General features: G+C 67.8%; 21 protein-coding genes and 1 tRNA gene. 17 read left to right on the plus strand and 5 right to left on the minus strand.

Features of this window, described 5'->3' with window-relative positions; genetic code table 11:
• The first annotated feature begins 81 nt into the window (after positions 1 to 81).
• Together ODR01_RS01250 and ODR01_RS01255 are read left to right on the plus strand one after the other, a co-directional pair.
• Complete coding sequence (locus ODR01_RS01250) at positions 82 to 600, plus strand: acyloxyacyl hydrolase (RefSeq protein ID WP_316975774.1); 519 nt, start codon at positions 82 to 84, stop codon at positions 598 to 600.
• Between the two features lie 69 nt (positions 601 to 669).
• Positions 670 to 746 (plus strand) — tRNA-Arg (locus tag ODR01_RS01255).
• 54 nt (positions 747 to 800) lie between these two features.
• Here ODR01_RS01255 and ODR01_RS01260 read toward each other — a convergent pair.
• Entirely contained in the window at positions 801 to 1835 is a 1035-nt protein-coding gene (locus ODR01_RS01260) for an aldo/keto reductase (RefSeq protein ID WP_316975775.1), read from the minus strand.
• Between the two features lie 399 nt (positions 1836 to 2234).
• On the opposite strand from ODR01_RS01260, the gene ccoN reads away from it, so the two are divergent.
• The 13 genes from ccoN to ODR01_RS01325 all read left to right on the plus strand — a co-directional run bounded on the left by ccoN (position 2235) and on the right by ODR01_RS01325 (position 13194).
• Positions 2235 to 3722, plus strand: coding sequence for a cytochrome-c oxidase, cbb3-type subunit I (gene ccoN / locus ODR01_RS01265; protein ID WP_316975776.1), 1488 nt, complete (start codon positions 2235 to 2237; stop codon positions 3720 to 3722).
• 11 nt (positions 3723 to 3733) lie between these two features.
• Positions 3734 to 4456 carry a cytochrome-c oxidase, cbb3-type subunit II gene (gene ccoO / locus ODR01_RS01270; protein ID WP_316975777.1) on the plus strand — a complete coding sequence of 241 codons (723 nt, stop codon included), beginning with the start codon at positions 3734 to 3736 and terminating at the stop codon, positions 4454 to 4456.
• 10 nt (positions 4457 to 4466) lie between these two features.
• Positions 4467 to 4628: a cbb3-type cytochrome oxidase subunit 3 gene (locus ODR01_RS01275; RefSeq protein ID WP_316975778.1), complete on the plus strand. Its 162-nt coding sequence runs from the start codon at positions 4467 to 4469 to the stop codon at positions 4626 to 4628.
• Between the two features lie 3 nt (positions 4629 to 4631).
• Positions 4632 to 5489 (plus strand): cytochrome-c oxidase, cbb3-type subunit III, encoded by an 858-nt coding sequence (gene ccoP / locus ODR01_RS01280; protein WP_316975779.1) that lies wholly within the window; start codon positions 4632 to 4634, stop codon positions 5487 to 5489.
• A 27-nt stretch (positions 5490 to 5516) separates the two neighbouring features.
• Complete coding sequence (gene ccoG, locus ODR01_RS01285) at positions 5517 to 7010, plus strand: cytochrome c oxidase accessory protein CcoG (RefSeq protein WP_316975780.1); 1494 nt, start codon at positions 5517 to 5519, stop codon at positions 7008 to 7010.
• Positions 7010 to 7504: a FixH family protein gene (locus ODR01_RS01290; protein ID WP_316975781.1), complete on the plus strand. Its 495-nt coding sequence runs from the start codon at positions 7010 to 7012 to the stop codon at positions 7502 to 7504. The genes ccoG and ODR01_RS01290 overlap by 1 nt, the downstream gene beginning before the upstream one ends.
• 22 nt (positions 7505 to 7526) lie before the next feature.
• On the plus strand, positions 7527 to 9875 hold the full coding sequence (locus tag ODR01_RS01295) for a heavy metal translocating P-type ATPase (protein ID WP_316975782.1): 2349 nt from the start codon (positions 7527 to 7529) through the stop codon (positions 9873 to 9875).
• Positions 9872 to 10051: a cbb3-type cytochrome oxidase assembly protein CcoS gene (ccoS, locus tag ODR01_RS01300; protein ID WP_316975783.1), complete on the plus strand. Its 180-nt coding sequence runs from the start codon at positions 9872 to 9874 to the stop codon at positions 10049 to 10051. The genes ODR01_RS01295 and ccoS overlap by 4 nt, the downstream gene beginning before the upstream one ends.
• A gap of 9 nt (positions 10052 to 10060) precedes the next feature.
• Positions 10061 to 10831, plus strand: a complete 771-nt coding sequence (locus ODR01_RS01305) for a sulfite exporter TauE/SafE family protein (protein ID WP_316975784.1) — start codon at positions 10061 to 10063, stop codon at positions 10829 to 10831.
• 34 nt (positions 10832 to 10865) lie between these two features.
• The gene (locus ODR01_RS01310) at positions 10866 to 11471 is read left to right on the plus strand and encodes an SCO family protein (protein WP_316975785.1); all 606 of its coding nucleotides are present in this window, start codon (positions 10866 to 10868) and stop codon (positions 11469 to 11471) included.
• Positions 11472 to 11592: 121 nt separating this feature from the next.
• Positions 11593 to 12213: a response regulator transcription factor gene (locus tag ODR01_RS01315; protein WP_316975786.1), complete on the plus strand. Its 621-nt coding sequence runs from the start codon at positions 11593 to 11595 to the stop codon at positions 12211 to 12213.
• 122 nt (positions 12214 to 12335) lie between these two features.
• The gene (locus tag ODR01_RS01320; protein ID WP_316975787.1) at positions 12336 to 12737 is read left to right on the plus strand and encodes a response regulator transcription factor; all 402 of its coding nucleotides are present in this window, start codon (positions 12336 to 12338) and stop codon (positions 12735 to 12737) included.
• Between the two features lie 85 nt (positions 12738 to 12822).
• Positions 12823 to 13194, plus strand: a complete 372-nt coding sequence (locus ODR01_RS01325; RefSeq protein ID WP_316975788.1) for a response regulator — start codon at positions 12823 to 12825, stop codon at positions 13192 to 13194.
• 10 nt (positions 13195 to 13204) lie between these two features.
• Here ODR01_RS01325 and ODR01_RS01330 read toward each other — a convergent pair whose 3' ends face one another.
• Entirely contained in the window at positions 13205 to 13555 is a 351-nt protein-coding gene (locus tag ODR01_RS01330; RefSeq protein ID WP_316975789.1) for a MarR family transcriptional regulator, read from the minus strand.
• 83 nt (positions 13556 to 13638) lie between these two features.
• Entirely contained in the window at positions 13639 to 15021 is a 1383-nt protein-coding gene (locus ODR01_RS01335) for a leucyl aminopeptidase family protein (RefSeq protein WP_394356795.1), read from the minus strand.
• 85 nt (positions 15022 to 15106) lie between these two features.
• On the opposite strand from ODR01_RS01335, the gene ODR01_RS01340 reads away from it, so the two are divergent.
• Positions 15107 to 15766: a glutathione S-transferase family protein gene (locus ODR01_RS01340; RefSeq protein ID WP_316975790.1), complete on the plus strand. Its 660-nt coding sequence runs from the start codon at positions 15107 to 15109 to the stop codon at positions 15764 to 15766.
• A gap of 64 nt (positions 15767 to 15830) precedes the next feature.
• A complete protein-coding gene (locus ODR01_RS01345) occupies positions 15831 to 16337 on the plus strand; it encodes a copper chaperone PCu(A)C (protein ID WP_316975791.1) in 507 nt (168 codons plus the stop codon).
• Positions 16338 to 16510: 173 nt separating this feature from the next.
• On the opposite strand, the gene nikR is transcribed toward ODR01_RS01345, so the two are convergent.
• Both nikR and ODR01_RS01355 read right to left on the minus strand, forming a co-directional pair.
• Positions 16511 to 16987 (minus strand): nickel-responsive transcriptional regulator NikR, encoded by a 477-nt coding sequence (nikR, locus tag ODR01_RS01350; protein ID WP_316975792.1) that lies wholly within the window; start codon positions 16985 to 16987, stop codon positions 16511 to 16513.
• 118 nt (positions 16988 to 17105) lie between these two features.
• Positions 17106 to 20507 (minus strand): hypothetical protein, encoded by a 3402-nt coding sequence (locus ODR01_RS01355; RefSeq protein ID WP_316975793.1) that lies wholly within the window; start codon positions 20505 to 20507, stop codon positions 17106 to 17108.
• Positions 20508 to 20856 lie beyond the last annotated feature (349 nt).

Here is a 20856-nt window from a genome sequence, read left to right on the forward strand (position 1 = left end):
ATTTCGCGCGGATAGGCTTGCAACGCCCGGCCCTTTCCGTAAGATGCTGGGCAAACAAGGGCGCTGTTGGGGGGCTTCAAGGTGCTGAGGGGAATCGTTGCGGCGGCCGTGGTGGCCGGCTGGGGATGGTTGGGGACCCCGACGGTTGTTCAGGCGGCCGACGATCCGGATTTCCTGTCCTTCGGCGCCGGCTATTTCGATTTCAACCGCCAAAAGGACGAGGGCGCCGAGTTTCGCCTCGAATACCGTTCCGACTACAAGCTCTGGCAACTCAAACCCTTCGTCGCCGCGGCCGGGGCGACCGGCGGCCACGGTTTCGTCGGGGTCGGCCTTTTGATGGACATCTACTTCGGCCGGCGCTTCGTGGTCACCCCCAGCTTCGCGCCGCACTTCTACTTCGGCGGCAACGACAAGCTCGACCTCGACTACCCGCTGGAATTCCGCTCGCAGGTGGAATTCGCCTACCGCTTCGACGACCGCTCGCGGCTGGGCCTGGCGGTATCGCACTATTCCAACGCCAGCCTCGGCGACAGCAACCCCGGCACCGAGTCGGTCACCCTCTACTACTCGGTGCCGTTCGCCACCCTTCTGGGCAAGTAAAGCCCGGCAAGCCGGTCCGCGACGGGGGTGACGCGCCCCCCCGCAGGTGTGTTATAAAATCCCCGCAGCGTCCCCGTAGCTCAGTAGGATAGAGCAACGGATTCCTAATCCGTAGGTCGTGAGTTCGAATCTCGCCGGGGACGCCAATTTTCTTGATCCAATCCATCCTCATGCCATAAGCCGCACTGCCGCCGCGCCGGTCACACCGGCGGCGGGTTCAGCCGTGCGAAGCCTTCCTGGCGCCGGTAGGGGGAGTAGGGATAGGGCGCCGTCACTTCGCTGGCGGCATCGAGCCGCGCCACCTGCTCGGGCGTCAGCGACCAGCCCACGGCGCCGAGGTTCTGGCGCAACTGCTCCTCGTTGCGGGCCCCGACGATGACGGAGGCGACGGTGGGCCGACGCAGCAGCCAGTTGAGGGCGATCTGCGGCACCGTTTTGCCCGTCTCCCTGGCGATTTCGTCGATCGCTTCGACAACGCCGAAGAGACGGTCGTCGTCGACCGGCGGGCCGAAGTCCGCGGTTTGATGCAGGCGACTGGTCTCGGGAAGCGGCTGGCCGCGGCGGACCTTGCCGGTCAGGCGGCCCCAGCCGAGCGGGCTCCACACCAGGGCGCCGACCCCCTGGTCGAGGCCGAGCGGCATCAGTTCCCACTCGTAGTCGCGGCCGATCAGCGAATAGTAGGCCTGATGCGCCACATAGCGCGGATAGCCGTACCTCTCGGCGACCGCCAGCGACTTCATCAACTGCCAGCCCGAAAAATTGGATACCCCGACGTAGCGGACCTTGCCGGCGCGCACCAGGGTATCGAGCGTCGAGAGCACCTCCTCGATCGGCGTGCCGGCGTCGAAGGCGTGAAGCTGCAAGAGGTCGATGTAGTCGGTTCCCAGCCGGCGCAGCGCCGCCTCGCAGGCCTTGATCAGGCGGGCGCGGGACGAGCCGGCATCGTTCGGCCCGTCGCCGGTCGGCAGGGTCGTCTTGGTGGAGAGGATCACCCGGTCGCGGCGGCCCTTGACGGCCGCGCCCAGCACCTCTTCCGAGGCGCCGTCGGAATAGACGTCGGCGGTGTCGAAGAGCGTGACGCCGGCCTCCAGGCAGATGTCCACCAGCCGGCGCGCCTCTGTTGCGTCGGTGTTGCCCCAGGCGGCGAACAGCGGCCCCCGGCCGGCGAAGGTGCCGGCCCCGAAACTCAGGGCCGGCACCTTCAGGCCCGAAGCGCCCAGGCGTCTGTATTCCATGATCGAACTCCCGTTGCGGCCGATTGAAACCCGAACCCTGAAGATGGAAATTCCCCCACCCCGATTCACGCGGTTTCCTGGGCCTGGAGGGACCATCCGCCGGCCCGGCTGCGTGCCATCGTCGATTGCCTTGAGCGATGCCGACCGGACCGCCCCCTTGGCGCGGCCGGAGGGTACCCGCATTTTCAATGCGGTTAATTTCGTTTGAACGGCTCTATTTTGTCTGCTAAGAACTGGAATTAACAAACTAACCGGTCGGGCATCAAGGGACCGGAGAACCGTACCGGGAACGTCTGCACCCTCTACGGACTCTAAAGCCGATATCCCTTGGGTCTTTCCGTCCTCGGAAAGGGCGCCGCCGGTGTGTGTGGGGCCTTCTGGAGCGAAGGGAATCGGGAGATGAGTCCAGCGACCGCGGGCGTTGCCGTCCAGGCCGACGTCGTGTCCTATGAAGAGGACGTCATCCGCAAATTCGTGATCGCCGCCACCTTCTGGGCGATCGTCGGCCTGCTGATGGGAGTGATCATCGCCCTTCAGCTGGCCTATCCCGTCCTCAACCCGCCGCTCGAATGGTTCACTTTCGGGCGCCTGCGGCCGGTCCACACCTCGGCGGTCATCTTCGCCTTCGGCGGCAACGTGCTGATCGGCACCTCGTTCTATTCGGTGCAGCGCACCTGCCGGGCCGGCCTGTTCGGCGGCCGCGACCTCGCCAATTTCGTGTTCTGGGGCTACCAGATGTTCATCGTGCTGGCCGCTTCCGGCTATGTGCTGGGCATCACCCAGAGCAAGGAATACGCCGAGCCCGAATGGTACGTCGACCTGTGGCTGACCATCGTCTGGGTGGCTTACCTGGTGGCCTTCGCCGGCACGCTGTTCAAGCGCCGCGAGCCGCACATCTACGTCTCCAACTGGTTCTTCCTGGCCTTCATCCTGACCATCGCCATGCTGCACATCGTCAACAACCTGGCGGTGCCGGTGTCGTGGACCGGGGCCAAGAGCTACATCGTCTGGGCCGGCGTTCAGGACGCCATGACCCAGTGGTGGTACGGCCACAACGCGGTCGGCTTTTTCCTGACCGCCGGCTTCCTCGGCCTGATGTACTACTTCATCCCCAAGCAGGCGGAACGCCCGGTCTATTCCTACCGCCTTTCCATCATCCATTTCTGGGCGCTGATCTTCCTCTACATCTGGGCCGGGCCGCATCATCTGCACTACACGTCGCTGCCCGACTGGGCGCAGACGCTGGGCATGACCTTCTCGGTGATGCTGTGGATGCCCTCCTGGGGCGGCATGATCAACGGCATCATGACGTTGTCGGGCGCCTGGCACAAACTGCGCACCGATCCGGTGCTGCGCTTCCTGGTGGTGTCGGTCGGCTTTTACGGCATGAGCACCTTCGAGGGGCCGCTGATGTCGATCAAGGCGGTCAATTCCTTGAGCCACTACACCGACTGGACCATCGGCCACGTCCATTCCGGGGCGCTGGGCTGGGTCGCCTTCGTCAGCTTTGGCGCCCTTTACTTTCTGACGCCGCGCCTGTGGAACCGCCCGCGGCTCTACAGTTTGCAGTTGGTCTCCTACCACTTCTGGATCTGCACCATCGGCATCGTCGTCTACATCTCGGCGATGTGGATCTCGGGCATCATGCAGGGGCTGATGTGGCGCTCCTACGACCACCTGGGTTTCCTGCAGTATTCGTTCCTCGAAACGGTCGACGCCATGCACCCCTACTACGTGATCCGCGCCTTCGGCGGCATCCTGTTCCTGCTGGGCTCGCTGATCATGGTCTACAACCTGTGGCGCACCGCCCAGGGCCGGCTTCGCAATGAGGCCGCCTTCGGCGAACTGCCCGGCGCCCCGGGCGTCGCCCCGGCCGCCGCCGAGTGAGGGAGAGGGCCATGAATCACAAGATGTTCGAGCGCAACGTCGTCATCCTGGCCATCGCCATCCTGATCACGGTGTCGATCGGCGGTCTGGTGCAGCTGGTCCCCCTCTATACCATGGAGGTGACCATCGAGAAGGTCGACGGCATGCGTCCCTATTCGCCGCTGGAACTGGCCGGGCGCAACATCTACGTCCGCGAGGGATGCTATCTGTGCCACAGCCAGCAGATCCGCCCCTTCCGCGACGAGGTGGAACGCTATGGCCACTACAGCCTGGCCGCCGAAAGCATGTACGACCACCCCTTCCAGTGGGGCTCCAAGCGCACCGGGCCAGACCTCGCCCGCGTCGGCGGTAAGTATTCCAACGAATGGCACGTCCAGCACCTGGCGGCGCCGCGCAGCCTGGTGCCGGAATCGGTAATGCCGGGCTATGCCTTCCTGGCCAGGAACGAACTGCATGCCGGCGACATCGCCGATCACATGAAGACGCTTCGTGTCGTCGGCGTGCCCTATGCCGACGAGCAGATCGCCAACGCCAAGGCCGACCTGGCGGCCCAGGCCGGCGCCGCCGCCGGCGACGTCGAGGGGCTGCAGGAGCGTTACGCCAAGGCGGCGTTGGGCGACTTCGACGGCAATCCCGCCCGCGTCACCGAGATGGACGCCGTGGTCGCCTATCTGCAGATGCTGGGCACGCTGGTCGACTTCACCACCTTCAAGCCCGAGTACGGGCGGCGTTAGGAGGGACGGCATGGACATCGTCGCGCTCTGGGACGCCGTCCGGCCATGGTGGCTGGTGTGGCTGGTGATCCTGTTCGGCGCCATCGTGTTCTGGGCCCTGCGGCCCCGAAACAAGCGGCGCTTCGAGGAAGACGCGGAGATTCCCTTCAGGGATGGAAGGAATGGAGGCTGAGCCATGGCGGATCGGGAAACGGACGTCCTGACCGGTACCGAAACGACCGGCCACGAATGGGACGGCATCAAGGAGTTGAACACCCCCCTGCCGAAGTGGTGGCTTTACACCTTCTATGCGACCATCGTGTGGGCCTTCGGCTATTTCGTGCTCTATCCGGCGTGGCCCTCCCTCGGTGGCTTCACCAAGGGCATGCTGGGCTATTCGTCGCGGGCCGAGATCGCCGAAACCATGGATCAGGTAACGGCCGGCCGCGCCGCCTGGGCGGAAAAGTTCGCCAACACCCCGGTGGAGGAGATCGTCGCTGACCGCGAGCTTCTCGACTTCGCCATGGCCGGCGGCAAGGCCATCTTCGCCGACAACTGCCAGCCCTGCCACGGCGCGTCGGGGTCAGGCGCCCTCAGCTATCCGGTGCTGGCCGACGACGACTGGCTGTGGGGCGGTGCCATCGAGACCATCTACGCGACGGTTCAGCACGGCATCCGCTCGGCGGACGGGGATACCCGCGTCTCCGAGATGCCGCGTTTCGGCGCCGATAACACCCTGACGCCCAAGGAGATCGCCACGGTGGCCGACTACGTGCTGTCGCTGTCGGGCACCGGAAAGGCGCCCGAGGAGGGCGCCACGCTGTTCGCCGACAACTGCGCCGCCTGCCACGCCGAGGACGGCAAGGGAATGGCCGAACTGGGCGCCCCCAACCTGACCGACGGCATCTGGCTTTACGGCGGCGGCAAAGCCGCCGTCGTCGCCCAGGTGACGGCCCCCCGCCACGGGGTGATGCCGGCCTGGGGCGGCCGGCTCAACGACGTGTCGATCAAGCAGGTGTCCATTTACGTCCATTCGCTGGGCGGCGGCCAGTAAGGCCGCCCGGCGGCGGAAGATGTTCGCATGACCGAAACCGCAATCCTTCCCTCGCGGGACAAGACGGCGAAAGCGGCGTCCACGGCATCGCCGCTCTACGCTGCCCACGAGTGGGTCTATTCGCGCAGCGTCAAGGGTCCGTTCCGCCGCCTCAAGTGGGCGGTGCTGGGCGTGCTGCTCGGCCTCTACTACCTGGGCCCGTGGCTGCGCTGGGATCGCGGTCCCGGCGCCCCCGACCAGGCGCTGCTCATCGACATGCCGGCCAGGCGCGCCTACTTATTCGCCATCGAGATCTGGCCGCAGGAAATCTATTACCTGACCGGCCTCTTGATCCTGGGCGCCATCGGCCTTTTCTTCGTCACCGCGCTGGCCGGCCGCGTGTGGTGCGGCTTCGCCTGTCCGCAGACGGTGTGGACCGACCTGTTCCTGTGGGCCGAACGGCTGATCGAGGGCGACCGTGCGGCCCGCATGCGCCTCGACGCCGCCCCCCTGTCGGTGGCGAAGGCGGCCAGGAAAGCGCTGAAGCACGGGGTCTGGCTGGTCATTTCGGTGGCCACCGGCGGCGCCTGGATCCTTTACTTCGAAGACGCCTTCACGGTGACGCCCCGTATCTTCGCCGGCGAGGCGTCGATGACCGTCTATTTCTTCATCGGCCTGTTCACCGCCACCACCTACCTGCTGGCCGGCTGGGCGCGCGAGCAGGTGTGCATCTACATGTGCCCGTGGCCGCGCTTCCAAAGCGCCATGTTCGACGAGCACTCGCTGATCGTCACCTACGAGGCGTGGCGCGGCGAGCCGCGCGGCCGGGCCCGGCTGGGCGACACCTTCGCGGGCCGCGGCCATTGCGTCGACTGCGGGCTGTGCCATCAGGTGTGCCCCACCGGCGTCGACATCCGCAAGGGCCAGCAGTTGGCCTGCATCGGCTGCGCGCTGTGCGTCGACGCCTGTCGGGGGGTGATGGACCGCTTTGGGTTGCCGCGCGGCCTGATCACCTATGACTCCATCGCCAACCAGGCGGCCCGCGCCGCCGGTTTGCCGCGGCACCTGCGGCTGGTGCGGCCGCGCACGCTCGCCTATGTCGCCGTCCTCTTGGCGGTGGCGGCGGTGATGGCGGCGGCCCTGACCACCCGCGCCCGCGTCGACGTCAGCGTCCTGCACGACCGCGCGCCGTTGTTCGTGCGCCTGTCGGACGGCGCCGTCAGCAACGGCTTCACCTACAAGATCCTCAACATGGAGCGCCAGCCCAAGACCTTCAGGCTGGAACTTGCCGGCGTCGCGGGCGCCCGCCTGAAGGTGGTCGGCGTCGCCGCCGACTGGGTCGAGGCGGTCGATCTGCCGGTGGCGGGCGACGACATCGGCACCTTCCGGGTGCTGGTGCGCGTCGAGCCCGACCGGCTGCACGGCCGCTCCACCGGCATGGTCTTCCGGCTGAAGGACCAGATCACCGGGCAGACGCACAACCACGAGGTCGCCTTTTCGGGGCCGGGAGCCGCGTCGTCGACGGCGGCGGGAGTTCCGTGATGGCCAGGGCCCGCGCCGACGGCTGGTGGTATCCCTGGATCTTCGTTGCCGCCATGGGCGTGGTGGTGCTGGTCAATGGCGCCCTGGTCGCCTTCGCCCTGGAGAGCTGGACCGGCCTGGAAACCGTAGGCCATTACGAAAAGGGCCTGGCCTACAACCGCGACCTGGCGGCCGCCCAGGCCCAGGCCGAGCGCGGTTGGCGATTCGCCTTCGCGCTCGACGGCATCGCCGGCACCGGCGACACCCGCACGGGCACGCTGTCGGCCACCTTTGCCGATCGCGACGGCACCCCGCTGACCGATCTCGAGGTACGGGCCGTCATCCGCCGGCCGATCGCCGAGGGATACGATCGGGAGGTGACGCTCGCCTCCGCCGGCCATGGCCGCTACGGCGCCCCCGCCGTCTTCCCCCTGCCCGGCCAGTGGGAGGTGCGCATCCACGCCTATCGGGGCGACACCGTCTTCCAGGAGAGCCGCCGGGTGAGCCTGCCATGAGCGGTCCCGTCCCGGCCGCCCGATGACCGCCTGCCGGCATTGCGGACTGGAGATCGCAGGCGGCTCCGGCGCGCCGGCCGGTTTCTGCTGCGCCGGCTGCGAGGCCGCCTACCACCTGGTTTCCGGGCTCGGCCTCGCGCGCTATTACGAGCGGCGCACCCTCGATCCGGCGGCCCGTCCGCTGCGCCCCGACGCCGCCGGCCCGCCGGTCGACTACGCCCGCCACGCCCATGTGGACGAAGACGGAACCTGCATCCTTCACCTGATGGTCGAAGGCCTGCATTGCGCCGCCTGCGTGTGGCTGATCGAATCGGTGCTGGCCGCCCAGCCGGGGGTGATCTCGGCGCGCGTCAACATGACGACGCGGCGCCTCGTGCTCATCTGGCGGGGCGGGGCGGAGACGGCGGATTCCCTGATCGCGCCGGTCGGCCGGCTGGGCTACCGGCTGATGCCGTTCGCCCCCCATCTGCTCGACGCCGAAAGCCGCCTGCGCGAGCGTGAACTGCTGCGCGCCCTGGCGGTGGCCGGCTTTGCCGCCGGCAACGTCATGCTGCTGTCGGTGTCGGTGTGGGCCGGCCACTTTCAGGGCATGGGGCCGGCCACCCGCGATCTCCTGCATTGGCTGTCGGCGCTCGTCGCCCTGCCCGCCATCGCCTACGCGGGGCTGCCCTTCTTCCGCTCCGCCGTGGCCGCGCTGAGGTCCGGCCGCACCAACATGGACGTGCCCATCTCGCTGGCCGTCGTGCTGGCCGCCGGCATGAGCCTCGCCGACACCCTCGGCGGGCGCGAGCACGCCTACTTCGATTCGGCGGTGACGCTGCTGTTCTTCCTGCTGATCGGCCGCTACCTCGACCAGCGGGCCCGCGGCAAGGCGCGCTCGGCCGCCGAGCACCTGCTGGCGCTTTCCGCCACCGCCGTCACCATCATCGAGGCCTCGGGCACCCAGCGGGTGGTATCGCCGGCCCTGGTGGCACCGGGGGCGCGGGTCTTCGTCGCCGCCGGCGAGCGCATCGCCATCGACGGCCGCGTCGTCGAGGGTTCCGGCGACGTCGACGCCAGCCTGATCAACGGCGAGAGCCTGCCGGCGGCGGTGGCGCCGGGCAGCCCGGTGTTCGCCGGCACGCTGAACCTGACGGCGCCGCTGGTCCTGGAGGTCAGCGCCGTCGGCGAGGGCACCCTGCTGGCCGAGATCGTTCGCCTGGTCGAGGTCGCCGAACAGGGCCGGGCCCGCTACGTGACGCTGGCCGACCGCGTCGCCCGCTGGTACGCACCGACCGTCCATACGCTGGCCGCCCTCACCTTCCTGGGCTGGCTGACGGTGGGCGGCGTTCCGTGGCGGGACGCCCTGATCACCGCCATCGCCGTGCTTATCGTCACCTGCCCGTGCGCCCTCGGCCTGGCGGTGCCGGTGGTGCAGGTCATCACGTCGGGACGGCTGCTGCGCCGGGGCATCCTGGTCAAGTCCGGCACCGCGCTGGAGCGCCTGGCCGCCGTCGATACCGTCGTCTTCGACAAGACCGGCACCCTGACCGAGGGACGGATGGCGCCGGTCGACCTCGCGGCCATCGCGCCCGGGGACGTCGGCCTTGCCGCCTCGCTGGCGGCGGCGAGCCGCCATCCGCTGGCCCGCGCGCTTACCGCCACAGCACCGGCCGTGGCGGCGGCGCCGGGCGTGCGCGAAGAGGCCGGGCGGGGCCTGGCCCTGACGACCCCCGCCGGCGAAGTGCGCCTCGGCGGCCGCGACTGGTGCGGCGACGCCTCGGCGCCCGAGGACGGCCGGCCCGAGATGTGGCTGGCCCGCCCCGGCGCCGCCCCCGTCCGCTTCGCCTTCGCCGACCGCCCGCGCGCCGACGCGGGCCAGGTCGCCGCCGCCCTGCGGGAAAAGGGCTACGCTTTGGAAATCCTCTCCGGCGACCGGCCGGCGGCGGTGGCCGCCGTCGCCGCTGCCGTCGGCGTCACGGCCTGGCGGGCCGCCTGCACGCCGGCCGAAAAGACGGCGCGGCTGGCCGAGCTGGCGGCGGCGGGGTCCACCGTGCTGATGGTGGGAGACGGGCTCAACGACGCCCCGGCCCTGGCCTCGGCCCATGTTTCGCTGTCGCCGGCTTCCGCCGCCGACGTCGCCCAAACCGCCGCCGACGCCGTCTTCCAGGGCGACCGCCTGGGACCGGTTGCCGAGATCCTTGGCATGGCGAGACGGTCGCAGCGCGTCGTTTACCAAAACTTCGCGCTGGCCTTCGGCTATAATGTGTTGACGGTGCCACTGGCGGTGGCCGGCTGGGTGACCCCGCTGGTGGCCGCCGTGGCGATGTCGGCCTCGTCGGTGGCGGTGATCGCCAACGCCTTGCGGCTCAACCGCGGGAGTGCCTTGTGAGCACGCTGCTGATCCTGATTCCGGTTTCGCTGGCGTTCGGGCTGCTGGCCCTGGTGGCCTTCCTGTGGGCCCAGCGGTCCGGCCAGTTCGACGATCTGGACGGGGCGGCCAGCCGTATCCTTTTCGACGATGACGATCCGCCGTCCCCGGCGAAGAAGTCCGGGCCGGAGAAATAGGAGGGGGAAATGGATGCTTTCGCCCCGTTCGTGGAATTCCTGGGTGCCGGCCTCGGCCATTGCCGCGCCGTCATCGAGGACCAGGGGACGCTCTTGGGCAGCCTGTTCATCGCCGGCCTGGCCGGCGGCGCCAGCCATTGCATCGCCATGTGCGGCCCCTTCGTGCTGGCCCAGTCGGTGGCCCGCCTGGAGGCGCTGCCGGTCGCCGACATGCGCCAGTTCCACCGGCTTGCCGGGGCGGCGCTGGTGCCCTACCATCTGGGACGGCTGACCACTTACGTCGGATTGGGCGCGCTGGCCGCCGCCGTGGCCGGCAGCCTGATGACGGCGGCCGGCCTCAAGTGGCTGTCGGCCGTTCTGTTGGCCCTGGCCGCCGCACTGTTTCTGGGTTATGGCATCCGCCGGCTGGCTTCGCGGCTGCCGGGATCCTCGACCGGCGGCGAAGGGTGGTGGTCGCGCCACCTGGGCCGGCGGGTCAGGCCGCTGTTCGAGCGCCCGGTCGGAGTACGCGGCTATGGGCTGGGGGTGGCCCTGGGATTCCTGCCGTGCGGGCTGCTGTACGGGGCGTTGACGGCGGCGGCGGCAAGCGGTACCGCCCTGGGCGGGGCCATCGTCATGGGCGCCTTCGCGCTGGGCACGGTGCCGGCCCTGCTGGTGGTCGGCTTCGCCGGGCACGTGATCGGGCGCCGCTGGCAGCCCCTGATGGTGCGGGCGACGCCGGCCTTGATGACGCTCAACGCGGCGCTGTTGGCGTTCATGGCCTGGCGGGCCGTCGCGTGATCGAACGATTGCACCCTTGGGAGACGAGAACGCGATGAAGACACCGCTCGCCCGCATCGGAATCGTGCTCGCCGTCATCGTCCTCATCGCCGTCGCCGGGCTGGCCGGCCGGCACTATTGGGGTTTGATCACCAGCGCGCCGGAAAGCGGCGCCGCCGCCATCGGCGGCCCGTTCACCCTGATCGACGAGAGCGGCCGCACCGTTACCGAGGCCGATTTCCGGGGCCAGCCGCTGCTTGTCTATTTCGGCTACACCTACTGCCCCGACGTCTGCCCGACGACGCTCACCGCCATCGCCGAGGCCCTCGACCTGCTGGGCGACAAGGGACACGACATCGCGGTCCTGTTCATCACCGTCGATCCCGAGCGCGACCGCCCGGAAAACCTGGGAGAGTATGTCAGGGTCTTCCACCCGCAGATCGTCGGGCTGACCGGCAGCCCCGAGCAGGTGGCGGCGGCGGCCCGCGCCTATCGCGTCTATTATGCAAAGGCCGCCCAGGACCCCGACGATCCCGAGGAATATGCGATGGACCACAGCGCCTACACCTACCTGATGGGGCGGGACGGCAAGTTCCTGACCCATTTCCCTCACGGCGTTTCGGCCAAGGACATGGCCGAGCGGATCGCCAAGCTGCTGTAGGCCCCGAATCCGGCCAACCTTGCGAAAACGGGGACAGGCGTTTATCCTTCGCTCAGCCTATAGGTGCGGCACCAGGGCCGGCCGCGATCGTTCTTAGGGATAAGAAGCCGTCGCCATGGGCATGCCCGAACCAATCGTCTATGTCGTCGACGATGACCCCGCCGTGCGAGACTCGTTGCGCTGGCTTTTGTCGTCGGTCGATCTCAAGGTCGAGACTTTTGCCTCCGCCCCCGACTTCCTTGCCGCCTACCGGCCCGACCAGCTCGGCTGCATCCTGGTCGACGTCCGCATGCCCGGCATGAGCGGGCTGGAATTGCAGGAGGAACTGACGGCGCGCGCGACCACGCTGCCGGTCATCATCATCACCGGCCACAGCGACGTGCAGATGGCCGTGCGGGCGATGAAGTCCGGCGCCTTCGACTTCATCGAAAAGCCGTTCAACGACCAGGCTCTCCTCGATCTTGTCCAGAAGGCCATCGAGGAAAACGAGACGATGGTTCGCGTGCGCCTGGAATACGACGAGATCCGCGAACGCTTCGACCTGCTGTCGCCCCGCGAAAGACAGGTCCTGGAACAGATCGTCGCCGGCGAACCCAACAAGCGCATCGCCTATCATCTGGGGTTGAGCGAGAAGACGGTGGAGGCGCATCGCGCCAAGGTCATGGAGAAGACTCGGGCCGGCTCGTTGGCCGATCTCATCAAGATGGCGACGCTGCTGGAGGCCGCTAAGGGGAATCCCTAATGTCGCCATGGTTTTTCCCAAGTTTCCCGGCTACCTTGTGCGTTTCATAGTGATGGCGGGCGACATCCTGACGATTTCGTCCAGGACGGTTTTTGGGAAACTTTTGGAAAGCGGTTCCTCCGGTGTCACCAGCAGGGCCTACCGTCTATATCGTGGATGACGACAACGCGGTTCGCCACTCGCTGGAATGGCTGCTCGCCGGCGACGACTTCGCCATCCGTACCTTCGCCTCGGCCCACGAATTTCTCGCGGCCTTCGACCCCGGCCATCCGGGGTGCCTGGTCGTCGACGTCCGCATGCCCGGCATGACCGGGTTCGAATTGCAGCGGGAACTGGCGGCCCGTTCCATCGACCTTCCGGTCATCATCATCACCGGCCACAGCGACCGCCAGATGGCGCTCAAGGCCAAGCGCGCCGGCGCGATGGATTTCCTGGAAAAACCGTTGGATGACCGGGTCCTGGTGAAGCTTATCCACAAGGCACTGGGGCGCGAGGAACCGGCGACGTCCGAAACCGAGTCCTGATTTCCGATTCTCGCGCCTTTCCATCGGCTCCTATTTTCTGTAGTCCTGATAGGACGCCGCGGCATCGAGGAAAAGGCGAACGCCCATGGCCAGCATTCTTGTCGTCGACGACGAAGACTTGGTGCGCTTCTCGGTCCGCCAGATGCTCGAGGACGAGGGCCACACCGTCAAGGAAGCGGCCGACGGCGTCGAAGGCATCGCCCAGCTTCAAAGCTGCGCCTTCGACCTGATGATCACCGACATCGTCATGCCCCGCAAGGAGGGCATGGAAACCATCGCCGAGGCCAAGCAGATGCAGCCCGATCTGCGCGTCATCGCCATCTCGGGCGGCGGCCCGGTCGGGCAGTTCCACTACCTCGAACTGGCCAAGCAGTTCGGCGCCGACGCCGTGCTGGCCAAGCCCTTCAAAAAGCAGGAACTGATCGCCGTCGTCGACGCCCTGGTGAAGCGGCCCTAGCCGATGCCGTTCAAGGGGCGAGTTCGGTCGCCGCCACCGACACGATGCTGCCCCATTCCCTGAGGAAAACCGACCCTTTGACCGTGCGCTGCACCAGGACGTTGCGGCGGTCGACGTCGTCGACCTTGCGACGCACCATCTCGAACTGGCCGAGCCGGTCCAGCGCCCGGGTGATCGCCGGCTTGGAGACATTGAGCGTGGCGGCCAGCCCGCGTACCGTATGCGGCGGCGACGTCAGATAGACGGTCAGCAGCACCGCCATCTGCCGCGCCGAAAGGTCCGGCGCCTCGCGCCGCACGCCGGCCAGCACCGCCCGGCGCCACAGGTCGAGGGCCTGCATATCGGAAAGCGGAAACGTCATGGCCTCCCCCCAATTCGTTCCGGAACCGTATCATTCTTAGCGGCGCCCCCGCCGGGAGGCAACAACAATCGGCGCGATGCGGCCTAGCCGAACCGTTCGGCCAGCAGGCCATAGGCGGCGCGCAGGCCCATCGCCTCGCCGCCCTCTGGCCGCCCGGGCCGCCCTTCGCTGTTCCAGGCCATGAGGTCGAGGTGGGCCCACGGGATCGACGGCTCGACGAACTCGGCCAGGAAGAGGGCCGCCGTGATGGCCCCGGCGTAGGGGGTGTCGGGGGCGTTCGAGAGGTCGGCCACTTTGCCGTCGATCAGCCGGCGGTACGGCGCGAAGAGCGGCAGCCGCCACAGCGGATCGTCGGTGTCGCGGGCCTGGCGAAGCAGGCTGTCGGCCAGGCCGTCGTCGTTGCAAAAAAGGGCCGGCAGGTCGGGGCCGAGGGCCACCCGGGCGGCCCCGGTCAGGGTGGCGAAATCGAGGATCAGCGCCGGCTTCTCGGAGGCCGCCTCGGCCAGCGCGTCGGCCAGCACGAGGCGCCCTTCGGCGTCGGTGTTGGCGACCTCGGCGGTCAGCCCCTTGCGGGTGCGGATGACGTCGTGCGGGCGCAGCGCCTGCCCCGACACGCTGTTCTCCACCGCCGGGACGAGGACGCGCAGGCGGACCGGCAGGCCGGCGTCCATCACCGCCGCGGCGAGGCCCAGCACGTGGGCGGCGCCCCCCATGTCCTTCTTCATCCATTTCATGCCCGAGGCCGGCTTGAGGTCGAGGCCGCCGGTATCGAAGCACACCCCCTTGCCGACCAGCGTCACCTTGGGCGCCGCTGCATCCCCCCACGTGATGTCGATCAGGCGGGGCAAGCGCGGACTGCCCTGGCCGACCGCGTGGATGGCCGGATAGCCGGCGGTGAGGAGGTCGTCGCCGATGATTTCGCGGAAATCGGCGCCGCCGCCGGCCGCCACCTGGGCGGCGGCCTCGGCCAATTCGGCCGGCCCGAGGTCGAGGGCCGGCAGATTGATGAGGTCGCGCACCAGCCGGGTGGCGCCGGCCAGCCGGGCGACGCGGCCGCGGTCGCATCCGGCCGGCCATTCGAGAGTGGCGAAGCCGCGCCCGGCCTTCTGCTTGTAGCGGCGGAATTCGTAAGTACCGAGCGCCCAGCCCAGCGCCGCGACTTCGGGAGCTACCGCTTCCGGCCCATCGCCGGCCAGGCGGTAAGTGCCCTTGGGCAGGCGGGCCGCGGCGCCGGCCCAGCCCCACAGCGGCCGCTCGGCGTCGAGCCCGACCAGCGTCATCGCCAGGCACCCGTCGTCGCCGGGCACGGCCAGCAGGCTGCCCGGCTCGGCATCGAATCCGGCGGCCTCGATCCAGGCCGCCTGCGCCTCGGGTTGGGTGGCCAGCCAGGGGTCGAGCGTTTTGGCCGTCACCGCCACCAGGGGCACCGCGTTCTTATCGCCGCCGTCCGCCAGATACTGGGTCACCGATCGATCTCCTGCTTCGCCGCGGGCCGGCCTTGATCCGCCGGCCCTCTTTTGTCCTTATAGCGAAACACAGGCGGAAGGAGGAATGAAGATGGCAAATTGCGTGCTGGTGATCGGCAACAAGAACTATTCGTCGTGGAGTTTAAGGGCCTGGCTCGCGCTCAAGCGGACGGGAATCGACTTCCAGGAAATCCTCGTCCCCCTCATGCGGCCGGAAACGAAGGCCGCCATCCTCGCCCATTCGCCGTCGGGCAAGGTGCCGCTGTTGCGCCTGGGCGACGATCAGGTGTGGGATTCGCTTTCCATCGCCGAAACCCTGGCCGAGCGCTTCCCGGCGGCCGGCCTGTGGCCGGCCGCCGCGACGGCCCGCGCCACGGCCCGCTCGGTGTCGGCCGAAATGCACGCCGGTTTCATGGCCCTGCGCCGCGCCCTGCCGATGAACCTGCGCGCCCACCTTCCCGGCCGGCCGCGGGCCGCCGACGCGGAGGCCGACATCGCCCGCGTCCAGGACATCTGGACCTCCTGCCGGACCCGATTCGGCGCCGCCGGGCCCTTCCTGTTCGGCGGCTTCACCATCGCGGACGCCTTCTACGCCCCCGTCGTCGGGCGCTTCCGCACCTATGACGTGGCGCTGACGGACGTCTGCCAGGCGTACGCCGACGCCGTCTGGCAAACCCCCGACATGCAGGCCTGGGTGGCCGCCGCCGTCGCCGAGGGTCAAAGAATCGCCGAATACGAGGCTTAAGTCTGGAAAATCCCGGCGTCCTTCCCATATTCAGGCACGTTCAACCATGGGAGGAAGCCGGCGCATGAACAGAGGGATTTTCCTGGCCTTGGCCATCGTCGTCGCCGGCCTCGGCGGCGGCGCCCTGGCGGCCGACATGAAAGCCGGTCCCATCGTGGTTTCCGATGCCTGGGCGCGCGCCTCGGTGACGCCGGCCATGAAGACCGGCGCCGCCTTCGCCGTGCTGGCCAACCAGGGGGCCGAGATGGACCGACTGGTGGCCGCCGAATCGCCGGTCGCCGAGCGGGTCGAACTGCACACCCACGCCATGGACGGCGGCGTCATGAAGATGCGCCGGGTGGACGCCATCGAGGTCCATCCCGGCACCCCCACCGTGCTGCAACCGGGCGGCCTGCACGTCATGTTCATCGGGCTGCGCGCACCCCTGAAGGAAGGCTCGGCGATCCCGCTGACGCTGATCTTCGAGAAGGCCGGCCGCATCGAGGTTTCCACCGACGTGCTGGCCCCCGGCGCCATGGGCAAAGGCCCGCAGGCGCCCATGCCGGGCATGGGGCACAAACCGGCCGGCTGAACCGGCCCCCCTCCCTGCCCTCCCCCACGAAAGGGAGGGAAGAAAAGCAAGGCGTCGGCGTGGCTCCCTCCCCCTTGATCGAGTTTCGGGGACACCATACTTAATTCACCGCTCTGCGCGCTGGAAACGAAGCGGCTTCCTGCGAATTAAGTATGGTGTCCCCGAAACTATCCTTACGTGCGCGGCCGGCTGTGGACGTGGGGGGTCTTGATGTCGCTGCCCGTTCCGTGAGCGTGGCGGCCGATCTTCACGTCGGCCGGCACGATGTGCAGGTTGCCGTGCCTGACGCCGCGCTCGGCGATCACCCCGTTGCCGAAACTTTTCACCGCCTCGGTCGGACCCTGCACGATCATGGCTTCCAGGCAGGTGTCGTGATCGAGATGGACGTGCAGGGTAGACAGGTTGAGGTCGTGATGGTCGTGTTGCGCCTGGGTGAGGCGGCGGGCCAGTTCGCGCTCGTGATGGTCGTAGATGTAGCTCAGGCAGCCGACGCAGAAGGCGGCGTCGCCGCTGGCGATGCGCTCGCCCTCAAGCTTGCCGCGCACCAGGTCGCGGAAGGCCTCCGAGCGGTTCTCATAGCCGTTGCGCTTCATGTAGGCGTCGAACTGCGCCAGCAGGTCCCCGTCCACCGTGATCGTGATGCGTTCCATGGCCAGCCCCGTTGCCGTTGCGGGCCCGATTGTAACCGGGGCGGCCGGCCGGCGCAGGAAAAAAGAGAGCGGCCCGATGGGGCCGCCCTCCATGGGCTTGCGCTATCCGGCCACGACCCTAGACGACGGTGTCGGCCAGCACGACGTTGCCGTCGCTATCCACCGTCAGGTCCGTCGACGCGACGTTCTGGATGATGGCGATGGCCTCGCCCTGGTAAGAAACCTGGGTGTTGCCGCCACCCAAATCGGTGAAGATCTCGTCCGGATCGGCATCGCTCAGGATCTCGCTGAAATCGAGGACGTCGCCCTCGCCGAAATCGGTGATGGTGTCGACGCCGGTGTCGTCCGCCATCAAGGAGAAGATATCGTTCCCGTCGCCGCCGGTGAGGACGTCGTCGCCGGCGCCACCGGTGAGAATGTCGTTCCCGGCACCACCCAGAAGCGTGTCGTTGCCGCCCTCGCCGATCAGCACATCGGCGCCGTCGCCGCCGGCGAGGATGTTGTCCAGGTCGTTGCCGGTGGCCGTAAAGTCGGCCGCGCCCTGCAGGGTGACGTTTTGGATGCCGGCGCCGAGTTGCAGGCTGAAGCCGGTGGCCCCAGCTTCGCCCGCGACGATGATTCCCTCGGTGTCGATCACTACGGCCTCGCCACCATAATCGCCCGCCAGCACGTGAACGGAACCGCCAGCCACCACGGCGTCGACGCCGGCCTGGACCGTGCCAAGCGGCGTCAGTTCGCTGCCCTGGCTGGTCGTCGAGCCGGCGTCATCCACCGTCACTTCGGTGCGGTTAGACGCCGTGTAGGTCTGGTCCTGGACGGCCCACCCGTCGTTGTCGTCGCTGAGCGCGAGAAGGGTCTGCTGCCAATCGGCTGTCGGCTCGGTGCCGGTGGGATTGGCGACGGTCGCGGTCCCGCTCCCCGTCCACAGGCCGTTCAGGTGAAGGTTGAGGCCCCATTCGTTGCCGTAGGTCCCTTCTGCGTTGTCCTCGATGGCGATGCCAGAACCGTCGGTGTATTGGATCGAAATGGCGCTCTTGGTGTTGTCAATGAGGTTGCCGGCAACGCTGCCCGTGTTGCCGATGCCGTTGATCAGGATGCCGTTGCGGACGTTCTCGATCGTATTGTTCTCGATCGTGAAGTCCTCGACACCGAAGAGAACCACGATGCCGCGCGTGATCTGCGACCCCCAGGCGTAGTCGACATAGGACTGATCCGCCGGCCCCTCGATGGTGAGGCCGCTGACCGTCACGTTGTCGGCACCGATGGTGATTGCGTTGATCCGCGAGGTGCCGTCTACCGTGATGACCGCGCCTTCGCCGCCGAGCAGGGTCACCCCCGCCGTGTCGATGACCACAGTTTCGGCGTAGGTGCCGGCAGCGACGTACACGGTGTCGCCGGACTCGGCCGCATCGATGGCCGATTGGATAGTGGTATACTGGCTGCCGGCGCCGACGATCAGCACCTCGCTGCCGTCCTCGAACGACAGCGTCTCGATGCCACTCAGCGTGTCGGTGCTGCCGTCGCCCGCGGTGTACGTCAGCGTCACGTTGCCGTCGGCGTCGACCCCCAGCGTGTAGTCCGCCAGGCTGCCGGCGTAGGTGACAGTGTCGTCGCCGGCGCCGCCGTCGAAGGCGTTGTCGGCGGCGGCGGCGATAAAGGTGTCGTCGTGGGCGGAACCGGTCACGTTTTCGATGCCGGTCAGCGTGTCGCCCTCGGCGTCGCCGCCGCTGCCGATGCCCCCGGCAAGATCGATCATGACGCCCGCCGACGAAGCGGAATAGTCCGCCGTATCGGTGCCCGTGCCGCCGTCAAGCCGGTCCGCCCCGGCGCCGCCGTCGAGCAAATCGTCGCCGATTCCCCCGACCAGGGTGTCGTCGCCGGCGCCGCCGTACAGTTTGTCATTGCCCGCTTCGCCATCAAGCGTGTCGTTGCTGACCTCGTCGGCCAGCGGGTTGCCCGGCTTGTCGGCCCCGTAGAGTTCGTCGTCGCCGCCGCCGCCGTAGAGCGTGTCGTCGCCGTCCTTGCCTATCAGCCGCTCGTTGGCGTCGGTACCGCGGATGGTCGTGGCGACGCTGTCCTGCTGATGGACCTCGCCCTGCAACTCGGCGACGATGCCGTCCGTCGCCGGATAAGCGATGTTGTAGCCCGTGGAGTCGACGGCGGCGTCCTCGCTGCCGTCGATGTTGAACACCGGCCCCCAGGCGGTCACGACTTCCGAAAGATCGAGGCCGGCGATGGCAAGGCCGTCGATCTCGCCATAGTTGTAGATGGCGACCGCGTTCTTGTGGTAGGCGCCCTCGACGGTCACGTCGGTGAAGGTGATCGTGCCGATGTCCGGCGACTCGCCGCCGGCGTCGAGGCCGGCGTTAGAAATGCCGGTTATTTCGATGCCGTAGTCGGCCTGGTTGGCGAGCGCGGTGCCCTCCGTCGCGCCGATCAGCGAAACGTTGGCGAAGGAGGCGTCGCCGGTGAAATTGTAGAGCTTTATCTGGGCGGAGCCGTTGAGGTTGGTCTGATAGCCGTTGCCGTCGAACGTGCTGTCGGTGACCACCAGGTTGGCGACGGAATCCTGATCGGTGCGCAGGCCGTACTGCGCATTGTCCTGGACCGTCACGTCGTCGAGCGTCAGCGTGCCGACGTTGACGCCCGCGCTGACCTGGATGCCGCACGCGCCGTCAGCGAGGGTGAGGCCGATGATCGTCACGTCGCCGCCGTCGAGGTCGCCGCTGATGGTGATGCCGTTGCCGCTGACGGGGTCGACGATCACCTCGGCGCCGTCCGCCGCCCGCAAGGTGACGGCCTTGGTCACGGACAGGGATTCGGCATAGGTGCCCGCGGCGATCACGATGGTATCGCCGGCCTCGGCCGCGTCGATGGCCGACTGGATGGTCGCATACTCGCCGCCGGCGCCGACAGTCAGCACGCGGCCGGCGGCGCCGGAATCCGGCTCCGGCGTCTCGACCGCGCTTTTGGAGTCGCTTTTGGTGTCGCTTTCGGTATCGCCACTGCCGGCATTATCGGCACCGGCGCCGTCCGACTGGTCGCCGCCCGTCTCCGGGCGCTCCACGATGGCTTGCAGCGGATCTTCCCCCTCGTCCTCCTCCAGCCGTTCGACGTCGGAGGAATTCTGGAACGCCGTGGAGTTTCCCGGAGACAGAACCGACTCCCGGGACGCTTCCTGGGAAGGTTCCGCCTCGCCGGCCGGCTGGATCGGCACCTCGCCGAGGTGGGAAGCGTCGATGATCGCCGCAACCTGACCGGTCGCAGCGTCGACCACGGTAAGTGTGGTTTCGCCGTCGCCGAGGTAGAGGGCCATGTTCTCGAAGACGATGGGCTGGGCAGCCCCACCGTCCGGTACGATCCAGACGTCGCCGCCATGGATCTCGACGTGAACCTGCTGGCCCTCCGGGGTAACGATCCTGATCTCGTCGCCGGCCTGAATGGCCGGAAGCTGGGTACCCTGAACGAGCTCGAGCTCGATCACCTCGCCCGACGCGCGTTCGATTCTCAGTTTAAGCACGATGTCCTCCCTCGGCGCCGGAATTTTCCAGCCAAGGCCCATCCGCTTCCCTGAGTGCGCGCCGACTAATTCTCCTGTAATGGTGGAAATGATGCGGCCTTACGGATTTCTAACCCCCCAAATCCGGAGGCGGCACCATTTATACGATTGCACTTACAGCGGTATCATCTTCTCCGGACTCGGACGGTTCCCTCCTTGAAATTGCCTCCGGCGGTTGGACCGCCGTGTTGGCAGCCTAACCAAGACGACGCGCCGACATCAATCGTTTTTGCGTTAATTTAGGTAATTTTGATTGGACGGTGCGGCCGCCCCCAAAAGAGAAGGCGGCCCGATGGGAGCCGCCCTCCGA

It is taken from the genome of Shumkonia mesophila, from assembly GCF_026163695.1.
In the GTDB taxonomy this organism is placed as follows: domain Bacteria; phylum Pseudomonadota; class Alphaproteobacteria; order Rhodospirillales; family Shumkoniaceae; genus Shumkonia; species Shumkonia mesophila.

Bases quoted from the DNA above. Each gene is read 5' to 3' on its own strand.
- ODR01_RS01260 (WP_316975775.1), bottom strand. From the start codon at position 1,835: ATGGAATACAGACGCCTGGGCGCTTCGGGCCTGAAGGTGCCGGCCCTG.
- ccoN (WP_316975776.1), top strand. From the start codon at position 2,235: ATGAGTCCAGCGACCGCGGGCGTTGCCGTCCAGGCCGACGTCGTGTCC.
- ccoO (WP_316975777.1), top strand. From the start codon at position 3,734: ATGAATCACAAGATGTTCGAGCGCAACGTCGTCATCCTGGCCATCGCC.
- ODR01_RS01275 (WP_316975778.1), top strand. From the start codon at position 4,467: ATGGACATCGTCGCGCTCTGGGACGCCGTCCGGCCATGGTGGCTGGTG.
- ccoP (WP_316975779.1), top strand. From the start codon at position 4,632: ATGGCGGATCGGGAAACGGACGTCCTGACCGGTACCGAAACGACCGGC.
- ccoG (WP_316975780.1), top strand. From the start codon at position 5,517: ATGACCGAAACCGCAATCCTTCCCTCGCGGGACAAGACGGCGAAAGCG.
- ODR01_RS01290 (WP_316975781.1), top strand. From the start codon at position 7,010: ATGGCCAGGGCCCGCGCCGACGGCTGGTGGTATCCCTGGATCTTCGTT.
- ODR01_RS01295 (WP_316975782.1), top strand. From the start codon at position 7,527: ATGACCGCCTGCCGGCATTGCGGACTGGAGATCGCAGGCGGCTCCGGC.
- ODR01_RS01305 (WP_316975784.1), top strand. From the start codon at position 10,061: ATGGATGCTTTCGCCCCGTTCGTGGAATTCCTGGGTGCCGGCCTCGGC.
- ODR01_RS01310 (WP_316975785.1), top strand. From the start codon at position 10,866: ATGAAGACACCGCTCGCCCGCATCGGAATCGTGCTCGCCGTCATCGTC.
- ODR01_RS01315 (WP_316975786.1), top strand. From the start codon at position 11,593: ATGCCCGAACCAATCGTCTATGTCGTCGACGATGACCCCGCCGTGCGA.
- ODR01_RS01325 (WP_316975788.1), top strand. From the start codon at position 12,823: ATGGCCAGCATTCTTGTCGTCGACGACGAAGACTTGGTGCGCTTCTCG.
- ODR01_RS01330 (WP_316975789.1), bottom strand. From the start codon at position 13,555: ATGACGTTTCCGCTTTCCGATATGCAGGCCCTCGACCTGTGGCGCCGG.
- ODR01_RS01340 (WP_316975790.1), top strand. From the start codon at position 15,107: ATGAAGATGGCAAATTGCGTGCTGGTGATCGGCAACAAGAACTATTCG.
- ODR01_RS01345 (WP_316975791.1), top strand. From the start codon at position 15,831: ATGAACAGAGGGATTTTCCTGGCCTTGGCCATCGTCGTCGCCGGCCTC.
- nikR (WP_316975792.1), bottom strand. From the start codon at position 16,987: ATGGAACGCATCACGATCACGGTGGACGGGGACCTGCTGGCGCAGTTC.